This window comes from Saccharothrix algeriensis (assembly GCF_016907655.1).
GTDB lineage: Bacteria > Actinomycetota > Actinomycetes > Mycobacteriales > Pseudonocardiaceae > Actinosynnema > Actinosynnema algeriense.
On record NZ_JAFBCL010000001.1, the window covers coordinates 4,043,484 to 4,066,513 of the forward strand.

The window sequence follows — 23,030 nt, forward strand, 5'->3', positions numbered from 1 at the left end:
TCAGTCCACCGTCACGTAATCGGGGCCGCTGTAGTGGCCCTCCAACTGGGTGCGCCGCTGCATCAGCAGGTCGTTGAGCAGCGTCGACGCGCCGAACCGGAACAGCGCGGGGGTCAGCCACTCGGGGCCGGCCACCTCGTGCACCGCCACCAGGTACTTGATGGCGTCCTTGGTGCTGCGGATGCCGCCGGCGGGCTTGACCCCGCGCAGGTCGCCGGTCCGGTCGCGCCAGTCGCGCACGGCCTGGAGCATCACGTGCGCCACCGGCAGCGTCGCGGCCGGCGACACCTTGCCGGTGGAGGTCTTGATGAAGTCGCCGCCCGCGAGCAGCGCCAGCCAGGACGCCCGTCGCACGTTGTCGTAGGTCGCGAGTTCGCCGGTCTCCAGGATCACCTTGAGGTGCGCGTCCCCGCAGGCGTGCCGGACCTGCACGATCTCGTCGAACACCTGCCCGTACCGGCCGGACAGGAAGGCGCCCCGGTCGATCACCATGTCGACCTCGGTGGCGCCCGCGTCGACCGCGAACGCGGTGTCGGCCAGCTTGACCTTCAGCGACGACCGCCCGGACGGGAACGCGGTCGCGACCGAGGCGACGCCGACCCCGGTGCCCCGCAGCTCGTCCGCCGCGGTCTCGACCATGTCCGGGTAGACGCACACCGCCGCGACCCTGGGCACGTCCGGCCGCTCCGGGTCGGGCCGGCGCGCCTTGGCCGCCAGCGAGCGGACCTTGCCGGGCGTGTCCGCGCCCTCCAGCGTGGTGAGGTCGACCATCGAGATCGCGGTGTCGATGGCCCACCGCTTGGCGTCCTTCTTGATGCTGCGCGTGCCCAGGCCGGCCGCGCGCTGCTCCACCCCGACCTGGTCGACACCGGGCAGCCCGTGCAGGAACCGGCGCAGCGACGCGTCGTCGCGCACCGCGTCCGCGAGCGCCGGCGGCAACGACGGCGCAGTCGATGTGGCAGCCATGCGACCGAGTCTAGGCGGAGTGGGACACCCGTCCCAAGTGAGCGCATCCGCGCAGGTCAGGCGGCTTGCGGGTCCGATCGGGACGGCCGCCGGTCAGCTTTCCAGCTCGTCTCGCTTGGAGCCCTTGACCTTCTTGCGCTTGGGGCGGCGCACCTCGACGCCGCCCATGATCGCGACGCCGGTGACCCGCACGACCGGCCCGCCGGGGATCGTCGGGGTCTTGTGCGTGGCGTCGTCGAACGCGCCCATGATCCCGGCGCCGTCGACCCGCACGGTGATGTCCTCGGGCACGTAGATCTCCACGCCGCCCCAGAACGCGAACACGTTGATCGTCGTCTCGGCCTGTTCGAAGCGGGCCTTGGACAGGTCCAGCAACACCCCGCCCATGATCGCCACCACGGTGTGGTTCGCCGGCACGACCCAGTCGCCCTTGCGGTCGACCCCGGACCAGAACGCGATGGACGTCGTGGGGCCCGGCGTGCCGCCGATGCGCGACGCCGGCAGGTTCTGCCGGGAAGGCATGGGCGAGGGCAGGTTGGTGGTGGTCGGCAGCCCGAGGTCGGCGGTGAGCGGGGCCAGGTCGCCGTAGGTCTTGGCGGCGTACACCGCCCCCAGCCGCTCGTCCAGCTCGTGCAGGTCGAGCCTGCCCTCGCCGTGGGCCTGCTGGAGCACCTTCGCGACGGTCTCGCGGTCGGCGTCCGAGGCTCGCATCCGACTGGGGTCCGGCACCAACTCGTCGCTCACACGGGTGAGTTTAGGAGGGCTGGGGTCGTTTGACGACCGAATCGGGGGTACGGCCTAGCGGGCGAGCGCCCGCCAGTCGACCCGCGGGAAGACCAGCACCGGACCGTCGGGGTTCTTCGAGTCGCGGACGGCGACGGCCGGGCCGAGGCGCCGGACCTCGACGCAGTTCGCCTGGCTGCTGCTGTGGCTGCTCTTGCGCCAAGTCATCGCGTGCACTCCTCGGGTCATGTCAAGCCGCCGGCGGCCTCGGCGATCAACCCCACCGACTCGTCGGGTGGCAAGGCCAAGGTACGGAGCCGTTCCCAGGTGTCCCTAGCGCCTTCCAGGTGGACTTCCTCCTCCAGGAAGGCGCTGGTGTGCCGGCTTTCGACGTAGAGCAGGCCCGGTTGGTCGGCGAAGTCCAGGAGCAGGAACGGCCCTTCCAGCCCGGCGTGCGCCCTGCTCGTGAACGGGACGACCTGGACCTCGACGTTCTGCCGGTCGGACAGCGCGACCAGGTGCCGGAGCTGCCGGCGCATCATGGTCGGCTCACCCAGCGGTCGTCGGATCACCGCCTCGTCGACGATCAGGTGCACGTGCGTTCGGCCGAGGATCACCTGACGCCCCATGCGGGTGGCCACCAGCGCGTCCAGTTCGGCCTCGGTCAGCCCGGGGTTGCCGCCTCGGATGATCGTCCGCGCGTAGTCCGGGGTTTGCGCGAGCCCCGGCACCAACAGCGGTTCGTAGTTGTGCAGCGCGCAGGTCTGCCCCTCGAAGTCGATGAGGTTCTTCCAGTTGCCGGGCAGCTTCCCGTGGATGGTGTGCCAGTTCCGGTCCTCTCCGGCGCGCACCAGCGCGACCAGGTCTTGCCGCAACTTGGCGGGCGCCTGCAGGAAACCGAGGATCGCGGCGACCTCGTCCGCGTACAGCCCCCGGTTCGCCGTCTCCATCCGACTGATCTTGCTCTCCGAGCAGCCGATGGCGCCGGCCACCTCGGCGCAGCTCAACCCCCTGGCCAAGCGCAGCGCCCGCAATTCCGTCGATACCCGTCGCTGCCGGACGGATGCCCCCTTGCGCGTCATGGCCAGAGAATCCCTCCTTGCCACCGGGGCAAGAAAGGGCTGTCACCCGAAGGTGCGCGTTGCAGGACCCGCTCGCAAGGCGGGACCGTATTCCGCATGGAGCAGAGCTGGCAGATCACCGGGACCTACGCCGACTGGCGGTTGACCGTCGACGTCCTCCCGCCGGAGGGGGAATTCTCCGGCGCGCCGCTGCCCGCGCCGGACTTCGCGTCGCTGGCCGAGCACTTCCGGGTGGTGGTGGAAATGACCGAGGCCCACCGGGAACTGGACCGGATCACCGCGCGGAATGGTTGCGCGTGAGCAACGGGCGGTCGGGTGGAAAGGGTTGGCGGTGTGCCTGCCGCCGGAGGGACCGGGCCGACCGCGCGGCGCGGGGGAGCGAGCCGCCGGGCATCGCCGGCTCGTGCCACATACTGTTCGACCATGGACGTCGTCGTTGTCGACCACCCCCTCGCGCGTGCGCGGCTCACCACGATGCGCGACGCGCGCACCGACAACGCGGCTTTCCGCGCCGCGCTGCACGAGCTGACCGTGATGCTGGTGTACGAGGCCACCCGCGACGCCCCGGTCGCCGAGGAGCGCGTGCACACCCCGATCGCCCGCACCACCGGCTACCGGCTGGCCAACCCGCCCCTGCTGGTGCCCGTGCTGCGCGCCGGCCTGGGGATGGCCGACCAGGCGCACCGGCTGATCCCGGACGCGCAGATGGGTTTCGTCGGCCTGGCGCGCGACGAGGAGACCCTGCTGCCGACGCCGTACATGGAATCGCTGCCCGAGTCGTTGGACGGCCGCCCGGTGCTGGTGCTGGACCCGATGCTGGCGACCGGCGGTTCGATGGCGCACACGATCCGGCTGCTGACCGACCGCGGGGCGACCGACGTGACGGCGGTGTGCGCGCTGGCCGCGCCGGAAGGCATCCGGCACCTGGCGGACTCGGGTTTGCCGGTGCGGTTGGTGACGGCCAGCGTGGACGAGCGGTTGAACGACTCGGGGTTCATCGTCCCGGGGCTCGGTGATGCCGGTGACCGCCAGTACGGTGCGGTTTAGGGTTTGTACGGGTTGGTTGTTGCGGTGCGGGTTGGTTGTTGCGGTGCGGATCTCGGTGGAAAAGATTAAAGAGTCCTCGCCGGACGGGCAGGCCGCCAAGGAGGAGGAAGAGCAAGAGCGGTCGTGTTCTCCCCGCATGGCCTGTCTAAAGACGACCATGCTTTCTTGGGGGGTGCAAGCGAAAAGCGTGCTTGCACCCCCCAAGAAAGCATGGCAGCCCTCCGGGCAGGCCATACTGATCTTCAATTGTTGGGGTCTGTGGTGGCTTGTGTCGGTGGGTGGGGCTGTCCCGGGGGTACCCGTGGGGTATGCGCTATCCCGATGGTGGTGGCCTGACCGGACGGGAACGGGCCCGACGTGAGGCGGTGCGGATGCAGGCCGCCGACTGGTTCGAGCGTGGTGTGGGCGCCTGCGAGGTCGCTCGTGGTCTGCGGGTGTCGACCAAGTCCGCCTATGCCTGGCGGCGTTTGTGGCGTGCCGGGGGCCGGCAGGCCCTGCGCTCCAGGGGGCCGGGCGGGCCGGACTGCCGTCTGGACCGGGCCCGGCTCGACCGGCTGGTCCAGGCCCTGGAGCAGGGGCCGGCCGCCCACGGGTACACCGAGGATCGACGCTGGACCCTGGCCAGGGTCGCGGAGCTGGTCGCGCGGTTGTTCGCGGTGCGCTACACCCCGGCCGGGATGTCGCTGGTGCTGCACCGCATCGGTTACAGCCCCCAGGTGCCGGCCCGGCGGGCCGACCGCCGTGACGAGGCCGCGGTCACCGCCTGGCGGCGGGAGTCGTGGGCGCGGGGAAAACCCTAGCCGCGGACCTGGGCGCCTGGTTGTGCTTCGAGGACGAGACCGGCTGCAACACCCGCCCGCACAAGGCCCGCACCTGGGCAAGGCGCGGCCACACCCCGGTCCTGCCCTACTGGGCCGGTTCCCAGGGTCGGATCTCGGTGGCCGGCCTGCTCTGCGTCAAACCCGGCGAACGCACCCGGCTGCTGCACCGGGTGCTCGTGCACCACCGCCGCCGCAGCCCGCCGGCCCCGCGCAGCTTCCTCGAGCGGCACTACCTCGCGCTGCTGGACGACGCCCACCGTCGCCTGGGCGGCCCGATCGTGCTGATCTGGGACAACCTCGACCGGCACATCAGCGCCCGGATACGGCCCGCCCTCGCCGCCCGGGACTGGCTGCACGTGATCCGACTACCCGCCTACGCCCCGGAACTCAACCCGGTGGAAGGGGTGTGGTCACACCTCAAACGCGGTCTGGCCAACCTCGCCCCCGTCGGTCTGAACGACCTGGTCCCGATCGTGCGCCGCCGACTCCGCCTCATCCGGAACCGGCCCGACCTGCTCGACGGATTCCTCGCCCACACCGGCCTGACCCTCACCCCCGAACCAACCTGACCCCAACAATTGAAGATCAGTACGGGGAGAACACGAGGACATCGGTCTGCACGGCGCGTGCCGAGGCTTTCGGGCTGTGCTGCGGTGTTGGGCCGAACGAGTGGCTGTGGTGGGTTGTCCGCAGTGGTCGGCGGGGGGTGATCCAGGGTGTGGGGATGCGCGAGCGGGACGCCGAGAACCACCTCACGATCAACTGCGCCGGGAATGTCACGGGCAACGCGGTGCAGGCCGGGGTCATCCACGGCGGTGTGCACTTCCACCCCTCTCCGGCCCCACCTCCTCCGGTGGCGCGTGTGGACCCGGTGCGCCCGGAGACCACGGTCGGGGAGGTGTTCGTCGGCCGTGAGGAGGAGTTGGCCCGGGTGCTGGCGATCCTCGACCCGGATGCCGGCGCCGGGGTGGGGGCGGTGGTGTCGGCGGTGGCCGGGATGGGCGGGGTGGGCAAGACCGCCCTGGCCCGGCACGCCGCCGTCGAGGCGCTGCGCCGGGGCTGGTTCGGCGGTGGGGTGTTCTGGGTGGACCTGCGCGGCTACGACCACGAGGGGCCGGTACCCGACGCGGCGGTGTTCGGGCCGTTGCTGCGCCGGCTCGGAGTGCCGGACGAACGGATCCCGGACGACCCCGTGGAGCAGGCTGCCGCCTATGACCAGGTCCTGACCCAACTGGGCGAGCAGGGGCGGGCGGTGCTGCTGGTGTGCGACAACGCCGGAGCCGGCCGGCAGGTGCGGGGGCTGGTGCCGGGGTCGGGTCCGCACCGGGTGCTGGTGACCACCCGCGACACCCTGGACCTGCCCCGCGCCCGCCGCCTGTCCCTGGACGTCCTCGACACCGGGGCCGCCGTCGCCCTGCTCGACCGGGTGCTGGACGAGCAGGAGCCCGACGACCGGCGCCTGCGCGCCGACCCGCCCGGCGCCGAGGCGCTGGCCCGGGCGTGCGGGAGGTTGCCGTTGGCGCTGCGCATCGCCGGGGCGCTGCTGGCCGACGAACCCCACCTGCGGCCGGGGGAGTTGGCCGACCAGTTGCGCAGCGCTCCCGGGGTGGAGGGCTACGCCCACGGTGAGCAGGCCGTGGCCGCCGTCTTCGACCTGTCCTGGCAGCGCCTGCTAGGCGACCACCCGGAGTGGGCGGGGCTGCTGCGGCTGCTCTGTCTGAACCCGGGGCCCGACACCTCCACCGACGCGGCGGCGGCCCTCGCCGACGAACCCCCGGAACGGGTGCGGGTCGGGCTGCGCGGTCTGCGCCAGGCCCACCTGCTGCGCTCCACCGGCCCGGACCGGTGGGGGTTGCACGACCTGATCCGGGCCCACACCGGCAGCCACTCGGCCGGGCTCGACCCCGACCGGTTGGCGGCGGCCGAGCTGCGGGTGCTCGGCTACTACGCCACCACCGCCGACCAGGCCGACGACCACCTGCGGGCACTGCCCGGGCAGCCGGCGCCCGACCGCTTCGCCGGGCGGGCCGACGCCCTGGAGTGGCTCGACGCCGAGCGCGCCACCCTCGTCGCCGCCGTCGTCCACGCCACCACCAGCGGCCACCACGACCACGCCGTGCGACTGGGCGCCGCCCTGGCCCAATACCTGGACTGGCGGCACTACCTCGCCGACGCGGTCACCGTGGCGGACCGCACCCACACCAGCGCCACCCACCTGTCCGCCCGCGACCAGGCCATGACCGCCAACAACCTGGGCGTGGCCCTGGGGAAAGTCCGGCGGTTCGAGGAGGCCGTCGCCGCTCACGAGCGCGCCGGTGATCTGTACCGGGAGTTGGGTGACCGGTGCGGTGAAGCCATGGTGTGGAACAACCTGGGCGTGGTGCTGCGGGAGTTGCGGCGGTTCGAGGAGGCCGTCGTCGCTCATGAGCGCGCCGGTGAGCTGCACGGGGAGGTGGGGAACCGGAGCGGCGAGGCCACGGTGTGGAACAACCTGGGTCTGGTGCTGCGGGAGTTGCGGCGGTTCGAGGAGGCCATCGTCGCTCACGAGCGCGCCGGTGATCTGTACCGGGAGTTGGGTGACCGGCGCGGTGAAGCCATGGTGTGGAACAACCTGGGCGTGGTGCTGCAGCAGTTGCGGCGGTTCGAGGAGGCCGTCACCGCTCACGAGCGCGCCGGTGAGCTGCACGGGGAGGTGGGGAACCGGCACGGCGAAGCCGGGGTGTGGAACAACCTGGGCATGGCGCTGCGGGAGTTGCGGCGGTTCGAGGAAGCCATCGCCGCTCACGAGCGCGCCGGTGAGCGGTGCTGGGAGATGGGTGATCGGCACGGCGAAGCCATGGCGTGGAACAGCATCGGCTTGGCGCTGCGGGAGACTCGGCGTTTCGCCGAGGCCGCCGCCACCCACCGGCGCGCCGGCGACCTGTTCCGGGAAGTGGGTGACCGGCAGGGCGAGGCCACGGCGTGGGGCAACCTGGGCATGGCGCTGCGGGAGTTGCGGCGGTTCGAGGAGGCTGCCACCGCTCACCGCCGCGACCTGGCCATCTGCCGGGAGCTGGGCGACCGGTACGGCGAGGCCCAGGCGTGGAGCAACCTGGGCGCGGCGCTGTCGGAGTTGCGGCGGTTCGAGGAGGCCGTCACCGCCTACCGGCGCGCCGGTGACCTGTTCCGGGGGTTGGGCGACCGGTACGGGGAGGCCAGGGCGTGGGCCGGCTCGGGCTTGGTGCTGCTGGAAGCGGGGCGGCGCGAGGAGGCGACCCGGTGCGGGGACCGGGCGTGGGAGATCTTCACCGCCGTCGGTGACGCCGAGCGCGCCGACGCCGTCGACCGCCTGCTGAGGACCCCCGACGTCCTCGGCGGGACCGCTTCGCCCTGACCCGGCGGTGCTCCCCGTGCGGCCCGGACCGCACGGGGAGGCGGGGAGCCCGGGTTCAGCGCAGGACGGACAGCTCGTCGGCGTGCTCGGCGGCCCACTGGGCGAGGGTCCGCCCGCGCCTGCCGGTGATCTCCTCGAACGTGGGCAGCAGTTCCGCCGGCTCCTCGTTGAACTGGGCCTGGTAGCCGAGCAGGTACTCGGCGATGTTCCACGGCAGGCCCACGTCCCGGATGAGCGCGGCGCGCGCCTGGCCGTAGGTCAGCCGCTCGTAGGCGATCTCCCGGCCGAGGCCCTCGGCGAACGCGGCCACCTGCTGCCGCGTCGTCAGCGCCTCCGGGCCGCTCAGCCGGTACGCCCGGCCCGCGTGCCCGTCCTCCAGCAGCGCGCGCACGGCGACCTCCGCGATGTCGGCCTCGTGGATCGGCGTCCCGACCGCGTCGGGGTAGGGAGCGCGCACGACGTTCTCCCGCCTGATCGTCTCCGCCCAGACCTGCTTGTTCGCCATGAACTCGCCGGGGCGCAGGTGCGTCCACTCGACGCCGCTCTCCTCGATGGCCCGTTCCACCGCCTGGTGCGTCTCGTAGCTGCCCGGCCGCTGCACCGCCACGGCGTCGGTGGACAGGAAGACCACCCGCCGGACGTCCTTCGCCAGCTCGAGGAAAGCGCTTGCGAGGTCGGCCGGCCGCTCGGCGTCGAGCACCGCGAGCAGGTACACGGCGGTCACGCCGTCGAGCGGGAGCGCGTCGGGCCGGGTGAGGTCGCCTTTCACAGTCTCGACGCCTTCGGGCAAGCCCGCTTTGTCCGGGTCGCGGGTCAGCGCGCGCACCTCCGCACCGCGCGCCACGAGCTGCTCCACCACGTGCCTGCCGACGTTGCCGGTCGCCCCGGTCACCAGGATCGTCACGGTTTCCCCTTGTGGATAGGTGTTCAAACTTGAACAACAACACGCTAGCGCGGCCCCGGGACACCGCGCACATGCAAACTTTTGCAAGGTCTGTGAACGGTCAGCCGAAGCAGAACTCGCCGGTATGACGGGATTCGGCCGTTCGGGCGTAGTGGTGGTCTAGACCTCACGCCTACCGTGGTCTGGACCACAGAGCACGCCGCCACCGCGAGGAGAAGCATGACGAGCAGGAGATGGGTGCTCCCCGCCCTCCTGGTTTCCGCCCTCACCGTGTCCCTGGCCCCGCAGGCCCAGGCGCACGGTGGCCGCGATCAACCTCGCACGGTCGGCTACTACACCAACTGGAGCGGCTACGACCGCAACTTCCTGGTGAGCGACCTGGTCAAGAACGGGTCCGCGAAGCGGCTCACGCACGTGAACTACGCGTTCGGCTTCCTCGACGAGAGCGGCAAGTGCGTCAGCTCCGACCCGTGGGCCGACTACCAGCGGCCCTTCGGCGCGGAGCAGAGCGTCAGCGGCAGGGCCGACGACCCGAACCAGCCGCTGCGGGGCAACCTCAACCAGCTCAAGCAGCTCAAGGCCAAGCACCCGAAGCTCAAGGTCTACATCTCGCTCGGCGGCTGGAGCGGCTCGAAGTACTTCTCCGACGCGGCGCTCACCCCCGCCTCCCGCGCGGCGCACGTGAAGTCGTGCATCGACCTGTGGCTCAAGGGCAACCTGGTCGACGCGCCGCCCGGCGCGGCGGCGGGCCTGTTCGACGGCATCGACCTGGACTGGGAGTGGCCCTCCAGCGAGGGCGCGCCGGGCAACGTGATCCGCGCCGAGGACCGCGAGAACTTCACCGCCCTGCTGCGCGAGTACCGCAAGCAGCTGGGCAAGCTGACCTGGCAGACCGGGCGGCGCTACGACCTGACGGCGTACCTGTCCGCGAACCCGGCGTTCATCGACCGCGGCTTCGAGGTCTCGAAGGTGTTCGACCTGCTGACCTTCGCGACGGTGCAGGGCTACGACTTCCACGGCTCGTGGGACCCGACGACCAACCAGCAGTCCTCGCTGCGGACGCCGGCGGCGGACCCGACGTCGCCGAAGTACAGCTCGCAGGTCGCGATCGACCACTACCTGCGCAAGGGCGTCGACCGGGACAAGATCGTGCTGGGCGTGCCGTTCTTCAGCCGCGGCTGGACCGGCGTGCGCAACGAGAACAACGGGCTGTTCCAGCCCGCCACCGGGCCCGCGCCGGGCACCTTCGAGCCCGGGTTCGAGGAGTACCGGACCCTCAAGCCGCAGGCGGGCGGGTTCACCGTGCACCGCGACCCCAAGGCCGGGCACGCGTGGCTGTTCGACGGCAAGACGTTCTGGACCTGGGACGACCCGACCGAGATGAAGCGCAAGGGTCGCTACGTGGCGGAACGCAGGCTGGGCGGAGCGATGATCTGGTCGCTGGACGGCGACACCGCCGACGGCGAGCTCATCCGCGCCCTCCGAGACGGGCTGTCCTGACAGGGACGGTCCACCGGGGTCCGGGGAGGTTTCGCGGCGGCCGCCTCCCCGGGCTCCACCCCTTCCTACCGCCGGCGCCAGCCCTCGGCCTGCGCCCGGATCGCCTGCTCGTAGGCGGGCGCGATCTCGACGCCGGGCGGCAGGTGGCCGTTGAGCTCCAGGCTCACCAGGCCGTGCACCACGCCCCACAGGGCCACCGCGACGTGCTCGCGGGGCGCGTCGACGAACCGGCCGGACTCGATGGCGCGGCCGACGCTCTCGACCAGCGGCACGAAGGTCTCCGCCGCGGAGGCCCGCACCTCCTCCGAGGGCTCGAAGCCGGGGTCGACCACGCTGAACATCACCAGGTAGAACTGCGGGTCGGCGAGCGCGCTGGCCCGGTAGGTCAGGCCGATGCGGATGATGTCCTCCACCGGGTCGTCGGTCCGGGGCAGGGCCGCGAGCCGGACGCCGAACCGGCGGAAGCCCTCCTCGTAGAGGGCGTCGAGCAGGGCGGGCTTGCCGCCGAACAGCGAGTACACGGCCGTAGTCGAGGTGTTGACATCCGCCGCCAGCCTGCGCAAGCTCAGAGCGGCCGGCCCCTCGGCGGACAGCAGTTCACCGGCGCGGTCGAGCAGGCGCACCCGCAGCGCGTCGTCGTGGGTCCTGGGTCTCGGCACCCGCGCAGCTTATCGCAACACTGTTATAAAACGAGGTCTGGTCACCGTGGTACCAAGTTGGTACCGTCCTGGGCATGGCGATGACCCTGCGTCTGAGCGATGAGGAGAACCGGCGGCTCGACGAGCTGGCGGCGGCCGAGGGGCGCTCCAAGCAGGAGGTCGTCCGGCTCGCGCTCGCCGAGCGGTGGGCCCGCCTCCAGAAGGAGGAGCAGCTCTCCGAGGTCCTCGGGAGGGTGCTGCCGAAGTACCGCGGGCTGCTCGACCGGCTCGGCTCCGCCTGACCGCCCGTCGTCGCACCGCGCTCCTGCGTCCGGTGGAATGTGACTGCTCCACACGTTCCAACGGGTGACACTGCCGTTCGAACTTTTGTTCGATAGTCTGGATCAGTGCAGCTCAATCGCCGTAACGCGCCCCTGCCCCGCGTTCACCGGTGCGAACGCCCGCGCCTACTCCCGGCGCCCGGGTATGGTGCGCCGTTGAAAATCGGGCCGAGCAGGGAGCGCACCGCCGTGGTGCCCCGCGAGGTGGACAACGTCCTCACCGCCGGCTGGGCGGTCAGGCGATACAGACCCGAGGTGGTGGGCAGTGGTGCCGAAGGCATCCCGGACTCGGCGTGGCCGCGCCGCAGGCCCCGCCGCCAGGGACAGGGAGCGCGTCAAGCAGTGGTCAACTACCTCGACGCCGGCGACTTGCTCGTGCTGGCGACCGCCGTCACCGGTGGGGATCTGGTCGTGCGCGACTTAGGGCTCCTCGACTCCGCAGCGCACCGGCCCAGGGCCGCGGTGCTGGGCGTCGAGGCGTACGAGACGCTCTGGCTGAAAGCCGCAGCCCTGCTGGACTCGATCGTGCGCACCCGCCCGCTGGTCGAGGGCAACTGGCGGCTGGGCTGGGTCGCGGCCGTCACGCTGTGCGACATCAACGGCTGGTGGGTCGACGCGGACGAGGACGACGCGCTCGACCTGGTCCGGGCGCTGGGCCGCGAGCAGGTCGACGTGGCCGGCATGGCCACCCGCCTGGAAGCGTGGGCCACCCCCAAGCACGACTAGCCCCCCACTCCGGTTCCCCTGGTTCGAGCGCCCACGACACCCCGACCCGGCCCCCCTGCGTGGCCGCGTCGGTGTGTCGTGGTCTGATTCGATCGATCACGCTCTTCGATCGACCGAATCAGACCACGACGCGCCGACTACCAGGCGGCCACGCCGCGCCGCCGAAGGCGGCGCAATTGAACACAGGACACCGCATGACACCGCTGGGCAAGGCACTCCTGGGCACGGGGCTCGAAGTCGGCCGGCAAGGGCTCGGCTGCATGGGCATGAGCCAGTCCTACGGCAAGAGCGACGACGCGGAGTCGATCGCGACGATCCACCGCGCGCTGGACCTCGGCGTGACGCTGCTGGACACCGCCGACGCCTACGGCTCGGGCGCGAACGAGGAGCTGGTGGGCCGCGCCATCGCCGACCGCCGCGACCGGGTCGTGCTGGCCACCAAGTTCGGCCTCGGCGACCCGGAGCGCCGCCCGCGCGGTGACGCCGCCTACGTGCGCCGGGCGTGCGAGGCTTCGCTGCGCCGGCTCGGCGTGGACCACATCGACCTGTACTACCTGCACCGCGTCGACCCCACCGTGCCGATCGAGGAGACCGTCGGCGCGATGGCGGAGCTGGTGCGGGAGGGCAAGGTCCGCCACCTGGGGCTGTCCGAGGCCGGCGCGGGGTCCATCCGCCGGGCGCACGCCGTGCACCCCATCACCGCGCTGCAGAGCGAGTGGTCGCTGTGGACGCGGGACATCGAGGACGCCATCGCGCCCACGTGCGCGGAGCTGGGCATCGGCATCGTGCCGTTCTCGCCGCTGGGCCGGGGCTTCCTGACCGGCCGGGTGACCTCGACCGCCGAGCTGGCCGAGGACGACACCCGCCGCACCATGCCGCGCTTCTCCGAGGAGAACCTCGCGCGCAACCTGGCGATCGTCGCGGCCCTGGAGGCGCAGGCCGCGCGGCACGGCGTCACGCCCGGTCAGCTCGCGCTGGCGTGGGTGCACCACCGGGGCCCGCACGTGGTCCCGATCCCCGGCACCAAGCGGGTGCGGTACCTGGAGGAGAACGTCGCCGCCGCGGGCCTGGCGCTGTCGGCCGACGACCTGCGGGCGATCGAGGAGGCGGCCCCGCCCGCCGCCGGCGACCGGTACCCGCCGCAGATGCTGCGCCTGCTCAACGGGTGACGCGCGCCGGCTACCGGACCACGATCCCGTTGCGGAGGTTGAAGTCCTTCGCGCCCTGCGCGGCCAGCACCATCCCCACGATCGCCAGGACGACCCAGACGGGGAACGCGATGATCATCCCGATGAACGTCAGCGCGAAGATCCACAGCGGGAAGTTCACGAGGATCAGGACGATGCCGAGCGCGGTCTGCCCGGCGTAGAGGTTGCCCGCGCCCAGCCACAGGAACGACAGCAGCACCGCGACGCCCGGCGACTTCGCGGTGACCACGCCGCCCATCGGCGCCGGCGGGCCGTAGCCGGGCTGCGCGTACTGGGCGGGGTGGCCGGTCGCCGGCGGGGCGTGCGGGATGTAGACGGGCGGCTGCTGGGGCCACTGGCTCTTGCCGCACACCGCGCAGTTGGTGTTCGGAGGTTGTAAGTACGCGCCACACGACCCGCACATCGGCGGCGGTCCGGCGGGGGTGGTCATCTGGCGCCTCCGTCTGCGTTCGTCACACCACTACGGGTGATCAATCGCAACCGGAGGGATCCGTGTTACCCATCACACGGGCGTCGCCGTGACCGTCGCGCCCGGTTCGGCCTTGCCCGGCTTGCCCGCGACGAGCACGTGGTCGGCGACCTGCCGCCACCCCATGCCCCCGGCGATGCCCTGAACGCCCCGCACGTTGTCGCCGTGCTGCACGTACAGGCCGAACGGCCGCCCCGGCGACCGCCGCCTCGAACATCGCCTGGAGGGTGGGCGACGGCGTGTGGTGGGCGATCAGCAGCCTCGGGACGCCCGCCGGGCTTCCGCGGGGTCCGCCCGCAACCGCTCGCTACGCTTGACGGGTGCGCGGGGCGACGCCGTCGGGGGTCGGAGGCCCGGCCGGTGCGGCGGAACCGGTGTCGGTTCACCCGGTTGCCGGTGTCGCGGCCGGAACCGGAGCGGCGCCCGCACGTCTGTCTAAGTGACCGGGAGGGAGACATGGACACTCGCAGCATCGCCACGATGTCACGGAATCGGCGGATCACCTGGGGTGGCGGCGTCGGGATCGGGCTGGGGCTCATCGGGTTGCCGCTGGTGTTCGTCTCGGTGTGGCCGGGGGTCGACCACAGCCCCTGGGACGTCAACACGATGATCCTCGCGACCGGCGTGGCGCTGTCGGCGGTGAGCTACATCGCCGGGCGGATCGCGGTCGCCGCCGCCACGGGGGACCGGGTGAGCCCGCCCACCAGGCGGCCCTGGCTGGTCGCGGGCGGCGCCCTGGTGGTCGCGGTCCTCTGCCTGCTGATCGCCGTCGCGTCCTGAGCCGCCGGCCGGGCGCGGCGACGCCGCGCCCGCCGCTCGCCGCCGCTCGCCCGGAACCCTAGGGCGCGAGCAGGGCGGAGACCCGGTCCCGCAGTTGCGCCAGGCGCCGGGCGCCGCGCGCGCGGGCCGCGGCGAGGTCGTCGACCGGCTCGACGACCTCCAGGTACGCCTTGAGCTTCGGCTCGGTGCCGGACGGCCGCACCACGACGCGCACGCCGTCGGCGGTCAGCCGCACGACGTCCGCGGCCGGCAGCAGGTCCTCGAACGCGAAGCCCTCCGGCGGGTCGGCGCGCAGCCGGGCCATCAGGGCGCCGATGCGGCTCAGGTCGGTGAACCGCAGCGACACCTGGTCGGTCAGGTGCAGCCCGTGGTCCAGCGCGAGCTGGTCCAGGGCGTCGGGCAGCGACCGGCCGGCGGCCTTGAGGCCCGCCGCCAGGTCGCAGGCCACGACCGCCGCCGAGATGCCGTCCTTGTCGCTGACGTGCCGCGGGTCGACGCAGACGCCCAGCGCCTCCTCGTAGGCGAACACCAGGCCCTCGCCCGCGCGCACCAGCCACTTGAAGCCGGTCAGCGTCTCGGCGTACCGGGCGCCGTGCGCGGCGGCGATCGACTTCAGCAGCGACGACGACACGATCGTCGTGGCCACCAGCGGATCCGGTTCGTCCACAGTGGACAGCACGAGGGAGCCCAGCAGCACGCCGGTCTCGTCGCCGCGCAGCATCCGCCACGACCCGTCGCGGTCCCGCACGCCCAGCGCGCACCGGTCGGCGTCCGGGTCCAGCGCGATCGCCAGGTCGGCGTCCTCGGCGGCGGCCAGCTCCAGCAGCCGGTCGGCCGCGCCGGGCTCCTCGGGGTTGGGGAACGCCACGGTCGGGAACGCCGGGTCCGGCACGGCCTGCTCGCGCACCACCCGCACGTCGGTGAAACCGGCGCGCCGCAACGCCTCCACGGCCGTCCGCCCGCCCACGCCGTGCATCGGGGTCAGCGCCACGCGCAGGTCGCGGGACGTGCCGCGGGGCAGCGAGGCCACGCGCTCCACGTACTCGTCGACCTCGGCGTCGCCCACCGGCAGCCAGTCGTCGGACAGCGGCACGGACACCGCCGCCGGCACCCGCGCGATCGCGGCCTCGATCTCCCGGTCGGCGGGCGGCACGATCTGCCCGCCGCCCGCGAGGTAGAGCTTGTAGCCGTTGTCGGCGGGCGGGTTGTGCGACGCGGTGATCTGCACGCCGGCGACCGCGCCGTGCCGCCGCACCAGGAACGCCAGCACGGGCGTCGGCAGCGGCTCGGGCAGCACCCGCACCGCGAAGCCCGCGCCCGCCAGCACCGACGCGGCGGCGGCGCAGAACTCCTCCGAGCCGTGCCGGGCGTCGCGCCCGACGAACACCGCGCCGGTCTCGCCCTTCGCCTTCAGCCACGCCGCCAGCCCCGCCGTGGTGCGCACGACCACGGCCCGGTTCATGCCGTTGGGGCCGGCCCGCACCGGCCCGCGCAGCCCGGCGGTGCCGAACGCCAGCGGGCCCGCCATCCGGTCGGCCAGGTCGGCCGCGGCCGCCGCGTCGCCGCCCATGGCCCGCGCCAGCACGCCCTGCAGCTCGGCGCGCGCCTCGGGCGACGGGTCGTCGGCGATCCAGCGGAACGCCGCGTCCCGCAGCGAAGGGGTCAGCGTCATGCCCTGGTCACCAGCTCCCGCAGCAGCGAGCCCATCCGGTTGGCCGCCGCCGCGCCGGCCTCCAGCACCTCCACGTGGTTCAGCGGCGCGCCGGTGATGCCCGCCGCGAGGTTGGTCACCAGCGACAGCCCGAACACCTCGACGCCCTCGGCGCGCGCTGCGATGGCCTCCAGCACGGTCGACATGCCGACCAGGTCCGCGCCCACCGCGCGCAGCATCCGGATCTCGGCGGGCGTCTCGAAGTGCGGGCCGGGCAGGCCCGCGTAGACGCCCTCCTCCAGCGAGGGGTCGATCTCCCGGGCGAGGTCGCGCAGCCGCGGCGAGTACAGGTCGGTCAGGTCCACGAACCGCGCGCCGACCAGCGGCGACGTGGCGGTCAGGTTCAGGTGGTCGCTGATCAGCACCGGCTGGCCGACCGACATGCCCTGGCGCAGCCCGCCGGCGGCGTTGGTGAGCACCACCGTCCGCACCCCGGCGGCGGCGGCCGTCCGCACGCCGTGCACGACCTTCGGCACGCCCTTGCCCTCGTACCCGTGCGTGCGGCCGAGCAGCACCAGGACGTTCCGGCCGCCGACCGGGACCGACCGGATGGTCCCGCCGTGGCCGACCGCGGTGGGCGGCTCGAACCCGGGCAGCTCGCCCATCGGCACCTCGGCGGCGGGCTCGCCGATGACGTCGGCGGCGGGCCGCCAGCCGGAGCCGAGCACCACGGCGATGTCGTGCCGTTCCACACCCGTCCGCTCGGCGAGGGCGGCGGCGGCCTGCGCTTCGAGCGCGCTGTCTTCACTGATGGCGGTCACGGTCGCGAGCCTAATCTCCGCCCGCGACCCCCGCCCGCGCCCGCTGCCGGTGTCCGCCGCCGGTGTCCGCCGCCGGTCAGCCCACCACCGCGAACGTGCCCGCGATGGTGTCGAACAGCCTGCTGCGCCCCATCTCCTCCTGCTCGGTGGGGAACACCACCTCCACCACCCACAGGTCCGCACCGCGCGGCAGCACCCGCGAGTACCGCGACCGCCGCAGGTCCCGGCCGCCGGCGTCGGCGGCGCGGCCCAGCTCGGTGGCCTTCTCCACGGTCCGGTAGCTGAACTGCACGGGCGGTTCGGGCGCCGCCGGGTCCAGCGGGTCGGTGACGTCGGTGGCCTCGCCGAAGTACTGGCCCTTCGGCCAGCGCGACCGGACCAGCGAGAGGTAGTCCTCGACCGAGTGCCGCGGGTAGTAGTCGGCGAACCGCTGCACGCTCACCTCGTAGCCGCCGGTCGGCGCGACCAGGTGCACGACGGTGCTGGGCGCGAGCCCCCGGTTGGCCCGCTGCTCCAGGAAGCTCGTCCAGTCCGCGCCCACCTCGATGGTGAACTCCGCGCCCTGCTCGCCGTTCGCGGTGGCGGCGGACGCCGTCGTCACGCGCGCCGGGGCCTCGTCGGTGATCGCGGGCAGCGACGGCGCGCCGGCCGACGGCGGCGGCAGCAGGGACGCGCCGGCCAGCGCCCTGGTCAGGGCGAAACCGGCGCCGCCGCCGACGGCGAACAGGACCAGGGCGGCCACGACCACGGCGGCGGTCAGCGCCCGGCCGCGCCGCGCGGGGGCGGCGACCGGGAACGGCAGCGGGCCGGGGTCGGCGGCCAGCGGGGTGTCGGGCGGGACGGTTGCCTTGACCGGCGCCGACCCGCCCGCCGACCCCGCCGCCGACCGGGCTGCCGACCCGCCCGCCGGCCCGGCGCCGGCCCGGACCGCCGACAGGGCAGGCCGGGTGTCGGCCTCGCCGTCGGCGGGGAAGACGTCGGTCCCCGGCTCCGGCAGCAGCGGGCGCACCCGGCGGCGGACCTCGGCCGGCGACAGCCGCGCGAGCGGGTCCTTGGCCATCAGCCCCGCCACCACCGGCTCCAGCGCGCCGCACTCGGCGGCCGGCGGCGGGTCGCCGTGGACCACCAGGTTGATGGTCCGCATGACGTTCTCGCCCTCGTAGGGCTGCCGGCCGGTCATGGCCGCGAACAGGGTCGCGCCCAGCGACCACCGGTCCGCCGCGGCCGACACCGCGCCGCCCGCCGCCACCTCCGGCGCGATGAACGCGGGCGTGCCCAGGGCGGTGCCCCGGCCGGTGAGGGTGGCCTCGGCGACGTTGCGCGCGATGCCGAAGTCGGTCAGCTTGACCCGGCCGTCGTCGGCGACCAGGACGTTGCCGGGCTTGACGTCGCGGTGGGTGATGCCGGCCCGGTGGGCGGCCTCCAGGGCGGCGGCCACCGCGTCGGCGACGACCGCGCCCTGCTCGGCGGTCAGCGGGCCGCGCCGCCGCACGAGGTCGGCCAGCGACTCCGAGGGCACCAGCTCCAGCACCACGTACGGGTCGCCGTCGACCTGCGCGACGTCGTACAGCGTCACGACGTTGGGGTGGGTCAGCTGGGCGACCGAGCGGGCCTCGCGCAGGGTGCGCTCGCGCAGCAGGTCGGCCTCCGCGTCGGGCGTGCCCGGCGGGACCAGGACCTCCTTGACCGCGACCGCCCGGCGCAGCACCTCGTCGTGCGCGGCCCACACCGTGCCCATGGAACCCCGCCCCAGGACGTGCCGCAGGCGGTAGCGGCCCGCGATCAGCCGGTCGGTGTCCACCCGCGCCATTGTTCACGAAGGTGGAAGACTGGCTGCATCGTTCACGGCGGTGAAACTCACATAGCCGCCCTACTACTAGTGGGTAACACTGCGGAGCATGATGGAGCCGACTGGCGAACCGGCGCTGGCCGCCGAATTCCCCGCGCCCGACCGCGAGCAGTGGCTGGAACTGGTCCGGGGAGTGCTCCGCAAGTCCGGCGCGGACTTCGAGTCGCTGGTGACCACCACCTACGACGGCATCCGCGTCCAACCGCTCTACACCGCCGCGGACACCGCGCCGCCGAGCGGCTTCCCCGGCCTCGCGCCGTTCACCAGGGCCGGCCGGCCGCAGGGCGGCGCCGGCGGCTGGGACGTCCGCCAGCAGCACGTCGTCGCCGACCGGGAGGCGGTGCTGGCGGACCTGGAGAACGGCGTCACCTCGCTGTGGCTGCGCAACATCCCCGCGGACCGCCTGGACGACGTGCTCGCCGACGTCCACCTGGACCTCGCGCCGGTCGTGGTCGACGCGGGCCCGGGGTTCCACGCCGCCGGCCTGGCGGTGCTGGAGGTCTGGGGCCGGCGGCCGGCGCCCGCCGGCGAGGTCCGGGGCAACGTGGGCGCCGACCCGCTCGGCGTCCGGGCGCGCACCGGCGCCGACGCCGACTTCGCGGCCCTGCTCGACCTGGTGGACCGGGCGCGGGCGTTCCCGGCGCTGCGCGCGGTCGTGGTCGACGGGCTGCCGTTCCACGAGGCCGGCGGCTCGGACGCGCAGGAGCTGGGCGCGTCCCTCGCGGCGGGCGTCGCCTACCTGCGGGTGCTCACCGGGCACGGCCTGTCGGCGCGGGAGGCGGTGCGGCTGCTGGAGTTCCGGTACGCGGCGACCGCCGACCAGTTCCTGACCACCGCGAAGTTCCGCGCGGCGCGGCGGTTGTGGGCCCGGGTCACCGAGGTCGCGGGGGCGTCGGGCCCGCAGGTCCAGCACGCCGTCACGTCGCCCGCGATGATGACCCGCCGCGACCCGTGGGTGAACATGCTGCGCACCACCGTGGCGTGCCTCGGCGCGGGCCTGGGCGGCGCGGACGCGGTGACGGTGCTGCCGTTCGACCACGCGATCGGCCTGCCGGACGCGTTCTCCCGCCGCATCGCGCGCAACACGCAGTCGCTGCTGCTGGAGGAGTCGAGGCTGGCGGGCGTGATCGACCCGGCGGGCGGCTCCTGGTACGTGGAGCGGCTGACCGACGACCTGGCGCGCGCCGCCTGGGCGTGGTTCCAGGAGATCGAGGCGGCGGGCGGCCTGCCGGGCGCGTTCGACCTGGTGGCCGACGGGATCGCGGCCACCTGGGAGCGCCGCGCCGCGAACCTCGCCGACCGCACCGACGCCATCACCGGCGTGAGCGAGTTCCCGGACCTCGCCGAAGCGCCCGTGGTGCGCGAGCCCGCGCCGCCGGAGCCGTCGGGCGGGCTGCCGCGCATCCGCTACGCGCAGGCGTTCGAGGCGCTGCGGGACGCGGCCGACGCCGCGCCCGAGCGGCCCGAGGTCTTCCTCGCCACGCTCGGCCCGGTCGCCGCGCACACCGCGCGGGCCGCGTTCGCCGCGAACCTGTTCCAGGCGGGCGGGATCGCCACGCCGCAGGCCGGCGCGACCGCGACCGTCGAGGACGTCGTCGCGGCCTACCGGCGCAGCGGCGCGCGGGTCGTGTGCCTGTGCGGCAGCGACAGCGGCTACGCCGAGCTGGCCGCGCCGGTCGCCGACGCCCTGCGCGCGGCGGGCGCGCGGCGCGTGCTGCTGGCGGGCCGGGAGTCGCCCGCGCGGGTCGACGGGCACGTGTTCGCCGGCTGCCCCGCGCTGGCCGTCCTCGAAGAGACCTTCGAGTTCCTCGGAGTGGAGCGATGATCCCCAACTTCGCCTCGATCGACCTCGGCGAGCCGCCCGCCGGCACGGCCGCGCAGTGGCAGGAGGCCCTGCAGGAGGCCACCGGCAAGGGCCCCGACGCGCTGGCGTGGGAGACCCCGGAGGGCATCGGCGTCAAACCGGTCTACACCGCCGCCGACACCGAGGGCCTGGACTTCCTGGGCACCTACCCGGGCATCGCGCCGTTCCTGCGCGGCCCGTACCCGACGATGTACGTCAACCAGCCGTGGACCATCCGCCAGTACGCGGGTTTCTCCACCGCCGAGGAGTCCAACGCCTTCTACCGCCGCAACCTCGCGGCCGGGCAGAAGGGCCTGTCGGTGGCGTTCGACCTGGCGACGCACCGCGGCTACGACTCCGACCACCCGCGCGTCGCGGGCGACGTCGGCATGGCGGGCGTGGCGATCGACTCGATCTACGACATGCGGCAGCTGTTCGACGGCATCCCGCTGGACCGGATGTCGGTGTCCATGACCATGAACGGCGCGGTGCTGCCGATCCTCGCGCTCTACGTGGTGGCGGCCGAGGAGCAGGGCGTCGCGCCGGAGCAGCTCGCGGGGACCATCCAGAACGACATCCTCAAGGAGTTCATGGTCCGCAACACCTACATCTACCCGCCGGGTCCGTCGATGCGGATCATCTCCGACATCTTCTCGTTCACCTCGCGGCGGATGCCGAAGTTCAACTCGATCTCCATCTCCGGCTACCACATGCAGGAGGCGGGCGCGACGGCCGACCTGGAGCTGGCCTACACGCTGGCCGACGGCGTCGAGTACCTGCGGGCGGGCCGGGACGCGGGGCTGGACGTCGACGCGTTCGCGCCGCGCCTGTCGTTCTTCTGGGCCGTGGGCATGAACTTCTTCATGGAGGTGGCCAAGCTGCGCGCCGCGCGGCTGCTGTGGGCGAAGCTGGTCAAGGGCTTCGGCCCGAAGTCGCCCAAGTCGCTGTCGCTGCGCACGCACTGCCAGACGTCGGGCTGGTCGCTGACCGCGCAGGACGTGTTCAACAACGTGGCGCGCACCTGCGTGGAGGCGATGGCCGCGACGCAGGGGCACACGCAGTCGTTGCACACCAACGCGCTGGACGAGGCGCTGGCGCTGCCGACGGACTTCTCCGCCCGCATCGCCCGCAACACCCAGCTGCTGCTGCAGCAGGAGTCGGGCACCACGCGGGTGATCGACCCGTGGGGCGGCAGCGCGTTCGTCGAGCGGCTGACCCACGACCTCGCGCACCGCGCGTGGGCGCACATCACCGAGGTCGAGTCGGCCGGCGGGATGGCGCGCGCGATCGACGAGGGCATCCCGAAGCTGCGCATCGAGGAGGCCGCCGCGCGCACCCAGGCCCGCATCGACTCCGGCCGCCAGCCGGTGATCGGCGTGAACAAGTACCGGGTGGAGGCCGACGAGCGGATCGACGTCCTCAAGGTGGACAACGCCGGCGTGCGGGCCCGGCAGCTCGCGAAGCTGGCGCGGCTGCGCGCGGAGCGCGACCCGGCCCGGGTGGACGCCGCGCTGACCGCGCTGACCGCCGCCGCGGGCGGTGGCGGCAACCTGCTCGAACTCGCCGTCGACGCGGCGCGCGCCAAGGCGACCGTGGGGGAGATCTCCGAGGCGCTGGGCAGGGTGTGGGGCCGGCACTCGGCGCGGATCCGCACCATCACCGGCGTCTACCGGCAGGAGGTGGGCGCGGCCCCACCGGGGAAGGGGTCGGCCGTGGAGGCCACGCAGGAGGCCGTCGCGGCGTTCGCGGAGCAGGAGGGCCGCCGGCCCCGGATCCTGGTGGCGAAGATGGGCCAGGACGGGCACGACCGCGGGCAGAAGGTGATCGCCACGGCGTTCGCCGACCTCGGCTTCGACGTGGACGTCGGCCCGCTGTTCCAGACGCCGGACGAGGTGGCGCGCCAGGCGGTGGAGGCCGACGTGCACATCGTCGGCGTGTCGTCGCTGGCCGCCGGGCACCTCACGCTGGTGCCCGCGCTGCGGGCGGCGCTGGCCGGGCTGGACCGCGCGGACATCATGATCGTGGTGGGCGGCGTCATCCCGCCGCAGGACTTCGACGCGCTGCGCGCGGCGGGCGCGGCGGCGATCTTCCCGCCCGGCACGGTCATCGCGGACGCGGCGGGCGACCTGCTGCGCAGGCTGTCGGCGCAGTTGGGCCACGACGAGCCGGGATCCGACGAGCCGGGATCCGACGAGCCGGGATCCGACGAGCCGGGGCCCGACGGGCAGGGCGCCGACGGGCAGAGCCCTGGCGAGCAGGGCCCCGGCGAGCAGGGCCCCGGCGAGCAG

22 protein-coding genes and 1 pseudogene are annotated in these 23,030 nt (G+C 73.5%); 12 read left to right on the plus strand and 11 right to left on the minus strand.

The window, feature by feature from the left end; genetic code table 11:
* The 4 genes from deoC to JOE68_RS18590 all read right to left on the minus strand — a co-directional run bounded on the left by deoC (position 1) and on the right by JOE68_RS18590 (position 2,771).
* The gene (gene deoC, locus JOE68_RS18575; protein WP_204843580.1) at positions 1-966 is read right to left on the minus strand and encodes a deoxyribose-phosphate aldolase; all 966 of its coding nucleotides are present in this window, start codon (positions 964-966) and stop codon (positions 1-3) included.
* 93 nt (positions 967-1,059) lie between these two features.
* Complete coding sequence (locus JOE68_RS18580; RefSeq protein WP_204843581.1) at positions 1,060-1,710, minus strand: DUF1707 SHOCT-like domain-containing protein; 651 nt, start codon at positions 1,708-1,710, stop codon at positions 1,060-1,062.
* Between the two features lie 54 nt (positions 1,711-1,764).
* Complete coding sequence (locus tag JOE68_RS18585) at positions 1,765-1,917, minus strand: DUF397 domain-containing protein (protein WP_204843582.1); 153 nt, start codon at positions 1,915-1,917, stop codon at positions 1,765-1,767.
* A 17-nt stretch (positions 1,918-1,934) separates the two neighbouring features.
* Positions 1,935-2,771: a helix-turn-helix domain-containing protein gene (locus JOE68_RS18590; RefSeq protein WP_204843583.1), complete on the minus strand. Its 837-nt coding sequence runs from the start codon at positions 2,769-2,771 to the stop codon at positions 1,935-1,937.
* Between the two features lie 96 nt (positions 2,772-2,867).
* Here JOE68_RS18590 and JOE68_RS18595 point away from each other — a divergent pair, with 96 nt between their 5' ends.
* The 5 genes from JOE68_RS18595 to JOE68_RS18615 all read left to right on the plus strand — a co-directional run bounded on the left by JOE68_RS18595 (position 2,868) and on the right by JOE68_RS18615 (position 8,012).
* The gene (locus JOE68_RS18595) at positions 2,868-3,071 is read left to right on the plus strand and encodes a hypothetical protein (RefSeq protein ID WP_204843584.1); all 204 of its coding nucleotides are present in this window, start codon (positions 2,868-2,870) and stop codon (positions 3,069-3,071) included.
* A 123-nt stretch (positions 3,072-3,194) separates the two neighbouring features.
* Positions 3,195-3,818 (plus strand): uracil phosphoribosyltransferase, encoded by a 624-nt coding sequence (gene upp / locus JOE68_RS18600; RefSeq protein ID WP_204843585.1) that lies wholly within the window; start codon positions 3,195-3,197, stop codon positions 3,816-3,818.
* A gap of 308 nt (positions 3,819-4,126) precedes the next feature.
* Positions 4,127-4,618 carry a winged helix-turn-helix domain-containing protein gene (locus tag JOE68_RS18605; RefSeq protein ID WP_204840485.1) on the plus strand — a complete coding sequence of 164 codons (492 nt, stop codon included), beginning with the start codon at positions 4,127-4,129 and terminating at the stop codon, positions 4,616-4,618.
* Positions 4,597-5,208: a transposase gene (locus tag JOE68_RS18610; RefSeq protein WP_307819415.1), complete on the plus strand. Its 612-nt coding sequence runs from the start codon at positions 4,597-4,599 to the stop codon at positions 5,206-5,208. The genes JOE68_RS18605 and JOE68_RS18610 overlap by 22 nt, the downstream gene beginning before the upstream one ends.
* Before the next feature lie 155 nt (positions 5,209-5,363).
* Positions 5,364-8,012 (plus strand): ATP-binding protein, encoded by a 2,649-nt coding sequence (locus JOE68_RS18615; protein ID WP_204843586.1) that lies wholly within the window; start codon positions 5,364-5,366, stop codon positions 8,010-8,012.
* 55 nt (positions 8,013-8,067) lie between these two features.
* On the opposite strand, the gene JOE68_RS18620 is transcribed toward JOE68_RS18615, so the two are convergent.
* On the minus strand, positions 8,068-8,916 hold the full coding sequence (locus JOE68_RS18620) for an SDR family oxidoreductase (RefSeq protein ID WP_204843587.1): 849 nt from the start codon (positions 8,914-8,916) through the stop codon (positions 8,068-8,070).
* A gap of 219 nt (positions 8,917-9,135) precedes the next feature.
* On the opposite strand from JOE68_RS18620, the gene JOE68_RS18625 reads away from it, so the two are divergent.
* Positions 9,136-10,416 carry a glycoside hydrolase family 18 protein gene (locus JOE68_RS18625; RefSeq protein ID WP_204843588.1) on the plus strand — a complete coding sequence of 427 codons (1,281 nt, stop codon included), beginning with the start codon at positions 9,136-9,138 and terminating at the stop codon, positions 10,414-10,416.
* Positions 10,417-10,481: 65 nt separating this feature from the next.
* On the opposite strand, the gene JOE68_RS18630 is transcribed toward JOE68_RS18625, so the two are convergent.
* On the minus strand, positions 10,482-11,075 hold the full coding sequence (locus JOE68_RS18630; protein ID WP_204843589.1) for a TetR/AcrR family transcriptional regulator: 594 nt from the start codon (positions 11,073-11,075) through the stop codon (positions 10,482-10,484).
* Between the two features lie 74 nt (positions 11,076-11,149).
* On the opposite strand from JOE68_RS18630, the gene JOE68_RS18635 reads away from it, so the two are divergent.
* The 3 genes from JOE68_RS18635 to JOE68_RS18645 all read left to right on the plus strand — a co-directional run bounded on the left by JOE68_RS18635 (position 11,150) and on the right by JOE68_RS18645 (position 13,290).
* The gene (locus JOE68_RS18635) at positions 11,150-11,356 is read left to right on the plus strand and encodes a type II toxin-antitoxin system VapB family antitoxin (RefSeq protein WP_015105038.1); all 207 of its coding nucleotides are present in this window, start codon (positions 11,150-11,152) and stop codon (positions 11,354-11,356) included.
* Between the two features lie 381 nt (positions 11,357-11,737).
* Complete coding sequence (locus JOE68_RS18640) at positions 11,738-12,121, plus strand: type II toxin-antitoxin system death-on-curing family toxin (RefSeq protein WP_204843590.1); 384 nt, start codon at positions 11,738-11,740, stop codon at positions 12,119-12,121.
* A 194-nt stretch (positions 12,122-12,315) separates the two neighbouring features.
* Positions 12,316-13,290 (plus strand): aldo/keto reductase, encoded by a 975-nt coding sequence (locus tag JOE68_RS18645; protein ID WP_204843591.1) that lies wholly within the window; start codon positions 12,316-12,318, stop codon positions 13,288-13,290.
* 10 nt (positions 13,291-13,300) lie between these two features.
* On the opposite strand, the gene JOE68_RS18650 is transcribed toward JOE68_RS18645, so the two are convergent.
* Positions 13,301-13,759 (minus strand): TM2 domain-containing protein, encoded by a 459-nt coding sequence (locus tag JOE68_RS18650; protein WP_204843592.1) that lies wholly within the window; start codon positions 13,757-13,759, stop codon positions 13,301-13,303.
* A gap of 72 nt (positions 13,760-13,831) precedes the next feature.
* Positions 13,832-13,972 (minus strand): hypothetical protein, encoded by a 141-nt coding sequence (locus JOE68_RS18655; RefSeq protein WP_346039112.1) that lies wholly within the window; start codon positions 13,970-13,972, stop codon positions 13,832-13,834.
* Between the two features lie 306 nt (positions 13,973-14,278).
* On the opposite strand from JOE68_RS18655, the gene JOE68_RS18660 reads away from it, so the two are divergent.
* Complete coding sequence (locus JOE68_RS18660; protein WP_239562282.1) at positions 14,279-14,578, plus strand: hypothetical protein; 300 nt, start codon at positions 14,279-14,281, stop codon at positions 14,576-14,578.
* Positions 14,579-14,636: 58 nt separating this feature from the next.
* Here the strand turns inward: JOE68_RS18660 and JOE68_RS18665 are convergent, their stop codons facing one another.
* The 3 genes from JOE68_RS18665 to JOE68_RS18675 all read right to left on the minus strand — a co-directional run bounded on the left by JOE68_RS18665 (position 14,637) and on the right by JOE68_RS18675 (position 18,860).
* Positions 14,637-16,250: a phospho-sugar mutase gene (locus JOE68_RS18665; RefSeq protein ID WP_204843594.1), complete on the minus strand. Its 1,614-nt coding sequence runs from the start codon at positions 16,248-16,250 to the stop codon at positions 14,637-14,639.
* Positions 16,247-17,050, minus strand: a complete 804-nt coding sequence (locus JOE68_RS18670) for a purine-nucleoside phosphorylase (protein WP_346039113.1) — start codon at positions 17,048-17,050, stop codon at positions 16,247-16,249. The genes JOE68_RS18665 and JOE68_RS18670 overlap by 4 nt, the downstream gene beginning before the upstream one ends.
* 76 nt (positions 17,051-17,126) lie before the next feature.
* Positions 17,127-18,860, minus strand: a complete 1,734-nt coding sequence (locus tag JOE68_RS18675; protein WP_204843595.1) for a serine/threonine-protein kinase — start codon at positions 18,858-18,860, stop codon at positions 17,127-17,129.
* Between the two features lie 91 nt (positions 18,861-18,951).
* Here JOE68_RS18675 and JOE68_RS18680 point away from each other — a divergent pair, with 91 nt between their 5' ends.
* Both JOE68_RS18680 and scpA read left to right on the plus strand, forming a co-directional pair.
* Positions 18,952-20,724, plus strand: a complete 1,773-nt coding sequence (locus JOE68_RS18680; protein ID WP_204846169.1) for a methylmalonyl-CoA mutase family protein — start codon at positions 18,952-18,954, stop codon at positions 20,722-20,724.
* A pseudogene (gene scpA, locus JOE68_RS18685) lies at positions 20,721-22,892 on the plus strand (methylmalonyl-CoA mutase); the annotation flags it as partial. The gene JOE68_RS18680 and the pseudogene scpA, both read left to right, overlap by 4 nt.
* Between the last annotated feature and the right edge of the window lie 138 nt (positions 22,893-23,030).